Source organism: Vibrio sp. 10N.261.55.C5 (genome assembly GCF_041470505.1).
Lineage (GTDB): Bacteria > Pseudomonadota > Gammaproteobacteria > Enterobacterales > Vibrionaceae > Vibrio > Vibrio crassostreae_C.
Window position 1 is genome coordinate 1 of record NZ_JBFRMS010000079.1, and the last position, 5,333, is coordinate 5,333.

The 5,333-nt window shown below is 38.0% G+C and carries 3 protein-coding genes and 1 pseudogene; 1 reads left to right on the plus strand and 3 read right to left on the minus strand.

Going from position 1 to position 5,333, the window contains the following annotated elements; translation table 11 throughout:
- Positions 1-77 precede the first annotated feature (77 nt).
- A pseudogene (tnpC, locus tag AB4263_RS22265) lies at positions 78-989 on the plus strand (IS66 family transposase).
- 116 nt (positions 990-1,105) lie between these two features.
- Here the strand turns inward: tnpC and AB4263_RS22270 are convergent.
- The 3 genes from AB4263_RS22270 to AB4263_RS22280 all read right to left on the minus strand — a co-directional run bounded on the left by AB4263_RS22270 (position 1,106) and on the right by AB4263_RS22280 (position 4,989).
- A complete protein-coding gene (locus tag AB4263_RS22270; RefSeq protein WP_372098924.1) occupies positions 1,106-3,817 on the minus strand; it encodes a hypothetical protein in 2,712 nt (903 codons plus the stop codon).
- A 193-nt stretch (positions 3,818-4,010) separates the two neighbouring features.
- Positions 4,011-4,373 carry a hypothetical protein gene (locus tag AB4263_RS22275; protein WP_372098925.1) on the minus strand — a complete coding sequence of 121 codons (363 nt, stop codon included), beginning with the start codon at positions 4,371-4,373 and terminating at the stop codon, positions 4,011-4,013.
- Positions 4,374-4,395: 22 nt separating this feature from the next.
- Entirely contained in the window at positions 4,396-4,989 is a 594-nt protein-coding gene (locus tag AB4263_RS22280; protein ID WP_170962835.1) for a response regulator transcription factor, read from the minus strand.
- Positions 4,990-5,333: the final 344 nt, after the last annotated feature.

The following is a 5,333-nucleotide window of genomic DNA, read 5'->3' on the forward strand; positions in this document are numbered from 1 at the left end:
GATTTTACAATGAGTTAATCGAGAATAAAGCCTTATTCTCCAAGCGTTAACGGCACGATTTTAGTATAATCAATGCTATGAAAAAGACGCCAAATATCAACCCAGAAAGCCAAGATGTTGCCGAGCTACAAGCGATGGTAGCTGCTCTGATGTCGGAGAAAAATGAGTGGAAACAAGAGCGCCAATCGCTGCTTGAACAGCTTAAGCTCGCATTCGCCCGCCAGTTTGCTAAATGCGCGGAGTCGAAAAAGCCTTACGATGAATCATAAGGTGACCTCTTCAACGAAGCGGAATGTGAAGCCATTAAGGAAGAAGAGGTTGAATTGACGACTATCAAAACAGTCGCGAGAGGGCGTGCCCTATTGACTTTTTAGTTGACTACAACGGTTATCTACAAACCGATGGTTACGCTGCTTATGATTGTGTTCATCAAGTCACCAGTATGAGGGGCTTGGTTCATGCTCGGGCAAGTTTATGGATGAGAAAAAGCTTCAAGGTAAAGGTAAGTCGGGCAAGGCCGATAAGGCGTTGGCTAAAATCCCAAAACTCTACGGGATAGAATTACGCAAAAAAGGTGCGCCTACTGAAGAATGAAAAGCAGAGCGTCAAGCGCTTGCCAAGCTGATACTGGATGACCTTTACCAATAGATGACGACCCAGAAAGTGATATGTTCTAGCCCACGAGGCAAAGCGATAAAATACACGCTCGGGCAATAACCTAAGCTCATTCGTTATATCGACGATGGTCACTTATCTATCGATAATAATCGCGCTGAACGCGCAATTAAACTGCTGGCTATTGGAAGAAAAATTGGTTATTCCTTAATGCACCAAACGGCGCTGATGCGAGCGAAATATTTTACAGCATCATCGAGACCGCGAAAGCCAACGGTCTTATCTTCTACGACTACATAGTCAAGTGCATGAAAGAGTTGGCGAAAACAGAGCCTGATATCGACGCACTCCTACCTTGGAACTTCAAACACTAGTTATATCGCCCCATGGGCTCATGGGGCGTTTACATTAAAATGAGAGTAAGGCGTTGATTGAGTACCTCCACCTCCATACTCTAAAATTTAAGAAGTTAAGAAAGCTCGACAATTAACTATAACTTATTAATCCGAATCGGGAGCTTAAATAATGCGACATGAGTATTGTTGGATTGCGTTAAGCTAACGTAAATATCACCACTTTGCTCACCTATAGCTAAAGTGTCAAACTTATCTTTAGGTATGCTCAATCGAAATTGAGGCAATTTTCTGGACTGACAACCTACCGAAGCATTCATTACTTGTGTGCCACAATCGTTCTTGCGATTAGCAATAAAATTAATGGGATAACCGTTAGTTAATTCAAAAACCAAATCTGTCGAGCCCCAACCGTTGTGAATAACAGTTTCTGGGTTTCCGCTAACGGGGATGGTTTGCAATGTTGCTTGCATTGTAAACCCATAATTTGCCAAGTAATTAAAGTAGTCACTGGCTTCGAAATTGTGACTAAGTGAGTCCGAAGTGAATACCATTTCATCAAGTTCAATCATATCGACAACCTTGACAGGTTGCTTTAAATGAATAGCTTCCCCTTCTGTGTAGTCAAGTGAAAACTCATAGGTATAGTAACCCAATATGCGAGGTGTATACGCCACCTCAATGTGACATTCTGTATGGCTATTGCCGGCTAATATCGAGCCACATGTATTAGTATGGACGACGAGGTCTTCTGAATGGGTAATTTTAATACCTGTAGCTGGCGCGATTGACTCATTTTTAAAATAGTATTTAATCAAGTATGTACTATTTAAACCGACTAAAGATGACCCACCCTCTACTCGAGAAGATACTACAACATCGCTCACTACCGCCGAACTTTGAATTTTTACCTCATTTCCTTCCATATAATACAAGGAAGAGGTGAATTGATGCTGACCTTTTTCACTCGCTGTAAACGTACCTGAAATTTCACATTCTTTTCCTGCGGCCAAGGTACTGATGGAACCGCATGTGTTCTTGGTAACATTCACTGGAGCAGTACTAGATAACGTTGTATGAATCATACTTGCGTCATGGAAGTCACTCAAGTTTCGATAGATATAACGAATTGGATATGTACTATTTAGTCCTACATTTTGTGGCAATCCAACCTCTATTGAGCCAACAATAGGAACGGTAACCACTTCACCAGAGAGAACAAATGTTTCTTTTAAATTAGCACCGTAGTTTAAATTACCTACTAACTCTACGGGACCAAGAGTTTCGGAAAAATACTCCCCACTCAGTATACAAGACTCCCCAGCTGGAAGAATGTTGCCATCACAACTGTTAGAAACAATCGTTACACCTTTCGTATGCTCAGATGTAATCGTCAAGGTTTCAGTGTCTACATTACTTGTATTTGTGAAAGTGACATGAAAGGGGTAGCTATGATTTAGAACCATGTTATCTGGAAATCCTTTGTCAACTTGACTGTTTAATGAATGAGCAGAAGCCATAGATAAAGTTGAGTTTGCAATTACTACCGTTCCTTGATCGAACATTAAATAATTCGCATAGAGTTGTATGCCGGGTTTAATTGCAGAAGTGCTTATTGAAAGATGGCAGCTTTCTTCAGACCTAATCGTTGAATCAGTACATGTATTACTTAGAACTTCATAATGTTCTGGATATAAGTGGGCAAAACGTATTCCTGTCGCATCATGGTTTTTATTTGTATTGGTAAAAGTAACAAGGTAGTTATATGGTTCGTTCAATACCATTTGTTGAGGTATATCCTGGTCGACGCTGGCTACAATTGGAGCTTCAACTACATTACTCGTTGTGGTTGCATATGCGGTAACACCATCATCACTATACACAAGAGCGGCTGCTGTTAACGTGCCAATTTGGTCTGCCAAGACAGACGCAATCATTGAACATGACTCGCCAGGGTTTAGCGATACACTATTACAGCTATTAAACCGAATGTGACTGATGCCTGGGGCCAACAACGATGTCTTTAAGTTAACCACAGGTTCAGAGTTCATATTTTTAAACTGGAACTCTACATTATAATTGTTTTCTATTGCTATGTTTAGAGGTAAGCTAAGTACGGTATTTCCAATTAGAGTATCCTTTTTCGGGACGCTTTCTGTACCCACAACAACAGGTTCCCCTTCGTCATATGTGAGTTCGTACTGAATGCCGTAAGAGTCTGCCCTTGATGGAATATAGTCACCATGTAAATAACACGCTTCTCCACCTTTCAATGTTGAACTACATGTGGTTTTCACATTCGTTAGTGTTTCGGAGTTCGTTGACTTAATTTTAATGTTATTCGCTTGAGCTTGCCCAGTATTAATAAATACGAAACTAATAGGGGACGCTTTGTCTATATCAAATTTTTGAGATAGATTTGTGTGGACATACCCTACGATTGCACTATCGGTAGCATTGGTTTGATTGGTATAGGTTTGATCACCTATTCGTAATGACAATTCACTAAAGCCACTTTTTTCTGGTGAGACTCTGAATGTCACTGTACACAAATGAGTGTCGTCCAAATCTGTGGATAAACAATCAATACTTGAATATTCTACCAACATGTTTTGAGTTTCAAACAGGGTTGTAGTATCTTCAGTAAGCTTTTGTTTCAATAATACAGTAAATGCAACGGGATAAATATCACCTATTACTGTATTTGAAGGTAATTTCGTAACGAAAGCACCATCATTAAAATTACTAATAGGTTGGAAGGCATTATGATTATCACAACCTGTAAGCGTAATTAAAGATAGAGCTCCACAAAAAATCAGTTCAGATTTATACTTTTTAAACATCGACATTTTAATCTTATCAACCTTTTTCTAAAATTAGGAGTGTTGTTATATTTTCGAGAATCCTGAAATGTAATATATCTATTCCAGAGAAGCATTATCAGCCACCTTAATTGGGAGCTTTCTTACGATAGATTAGGAGTGATTCCCTCCGTTTCTTGAGAGTTTGTTAAAATTACACTAAGGACAAAATTTGGATTTTCTATCTTAGTTTCTTCTGAATTTCAATTAAATTAGGTAAATCAAATAGTGCACTTTTATAACGTTCCAAAAATTTCTCATAATAGTCTTCTGCTAAGCTAGAATAGTGGGCCTTCTGTTTGTTTCTTATTACATGTTCTTTTGCTTTTTGCACGCTAATGCCATCTTGATCAATTATTTTTTGGATCTTTTTCTTATCTTGATCCCTCAGTTTATAGACTTCAAAATAAATGATTTTCTTTGCTTGATTATTGGTAAAACCGCTTTCAATAAGCAATTTCTTGCTCATGTGGTAAAGGGCATTTTGGAGCTCTTTCATAGTGTTTATCTTCGCTATTAAAATTGGCAAAATCTGAATTTTCACTTAATCACTTTTATAAGTTTGATTAGTGTTTTTTTTGCAACTCGATAATCTCAATGATCGAAGATGAATTGTACTTATCTAAAATTCTAGTTTTGTAAGTACTGATGGTTTTATTGCTTAAAGAGAGTAGTTCAGATATTTTCTTGTTAGAATAACCTTTTGATAGATAGTTAAATACAATAGACTCTCGTTCAGATAGAACTGGAGAACTATTTTTTACATTTAGATTTTGTTTGAAAACAGAGTAACCTCGACTGGTAGTTATGATTGCATCTTTGATTAAAGATAGCTCTTCTTTTTGGGATATATAACCATTAGCTCCAATGTCTTTTGCCATTTGATTAAGGGTAGGGTGCTCATCGGATGATATAAATAGTACTTTCCCTTGAAAGCCTCCTTTTATTAGACGGCGGATGAAGTCTAAGCCACTACCGTCCTTTAGGTTTACATCCAATAAAATTAGCTCTATCGAATCTTTACGGACATATTTAGCTGCATCTTTAATTGAGTCAGTTTGAAGTATAATCGACGCAATTTTGGTATTTTCAAGCATTGTAACTAACGCATTACGTATAATAGGGTGGGTATCTACGATTAGTGTATTCATTGAGTTCATTGTCATCTCTCTTTCATTAATTAAATTGAGAAGTCCGTGCTCATTGATTCCTTACATATAATGTAGGATGATTCTGAATGAATGTGTGGAAATCATACATTCCATTTTGGAAAGGCTTTGATGTGATGGACGCATCTCCCTTCTAGCATTGTTGTACCACACTAAAGGTCCAGCCATTAAAGGTAGGAGTAACAACCATGTCCATTAAAGTTGCGGGTATCGATTTAACCAAGAATTTCTATTGAATATTGACGGAACTATCTCGTCAAACCTTATACAGTGCCTTTATCAATATTAGCGGCAAGATTGATGGTGTAACTCAGGATTGCATATTTCGGAGCATT